Source organism: Bacteroides sp. 2_2_4 (genome assembly GCF_000157055.1).
Lineage (GTDB): Bacteria > Bacteroidota > Bacteroidia > Bacteroidales > Bacteroidaceae > Bacteroides > Bacteroides ovatus.
Window position 1 is genome coordinate 1 of record NZ_EQ973397.1, and the last position, 1,373, is coordinate 1,373.

The 1,373-nt window shown below is 40.3% G+C and carries 1 pseudogene; it reads right to left on the reverse strand.

From position 1 onward, the window contains the following. A pseudogene (locus BSCG_RS00120) lies at positions 1-1,372 on the reverse strand (tetratricopeptide repeat protein); the annotation flags it as partial. Between the last annotated feature and the right edge of the window lies 1 nt (position 1,373).

The window sequence follows — 1,373 nt, forward strand, 5'->3', positions numbered from 1 at the left end:
CTGCAAAATCTGTAATTATCTGCTTTACTTCATTAAATATGACTGACTGTTGCGATGTTGTATTTTCACGTTCATAGTAGGTCTTTCCAAGTTTATCGACAATGTCAAAGCGTGAAGCAGCCAATCCTCTTAAATAACTTTCCGTAGTCTGCTGTTTTTTCACGCGTTCAGTAAGAGCCTTGTACTCGGAATTGGCTTTCTCTGTCAATAACAAATAATGGTTGGTACGATCACGTTGCATGCGTAAACGTTGGCGGACGATATACCAGGCAATTCCAATAATAAAAAAGGTAGCGGCTGCTATAGCTATTTCCCAGACAGTCCGGTTTTTCATTCTGTATTGGGCGAATTTTGTTCGCTCTTTAAAATAGTCCCGCTCGACCATACCGGCGGAGAATTGCATGTTTGAGCGCATTATTGAATCGTTCAAGTAGATATAGCGATGTACATTGTCCGTTGCTTTTTCAAAATTTTTAGCCTGCGCTTCGATATGGTATGCAGTGTATTGTAGTTCTGCCATGTCGCAAATATCAGTAGTGTGCGCCTTTGCAAGCTCCAGATAATACCGTGCACTGTCTATATGATTCTTCAAAAGACTTACATCTGTCAATGTGTGATATCCATATACCGTATCCTGTCGGGCGGAAAGTTCGATTCGCTGTAACAGGTCATTGGATATATGCCGTTTGGATATCACATATAGTGATGCAAGATTAGTAAGGCTGACTTCTATCAGATTACTGTTATTATGTTCATCGGCCAAGTCAAGAGCCGCCGAATACAGCCTTATTGCTTTTTCTATATCTTTTGAGTGAAAAGTAGCGGCTGCCATGTCAAGGGTTGCCTTTGTCTCCTCCTGGATATCACCCGATTGGCGGAAATTATTTCTGGCTTCGTGGAAATAATGATATGCCCGGCTGTAGTTCATTTGTTTATAATATACTTCACCGATCTGTCTGTATAAAAGCCCTTTGTAATAAGATTCATCGGTATCTGTCAGTTTCTCTTTCTATTTTGAGAAAAAGACGTAATGCTCCCGGTTTATCACCTGTGCGTAATTTAATTCTTCCCCAATAATATAGAGTTTTACACTGGTGACGTAAATCTTTGGGGTAATGTTTATAATATTGCCAAGCCTGGCGGATCAATGAATCGTCAGTAACTTTCATTTGTTTTTTTCCAAAGCTTCGGAATAGAGCAATGCATATCTGGCCTGTTCAGCCCGGTTGCCTTCTGGTTTGAGTTTTTGTAGTATTGCTAATGCACTATCCGGGTTGTTCTGCATTAGCTTTTCAGCCTCACTAAGGCGAGGGGTCTGTTCCCTGTTATAACAACCTGTAAAATAGAGAATAGCTGATAGTCCAATTATAATT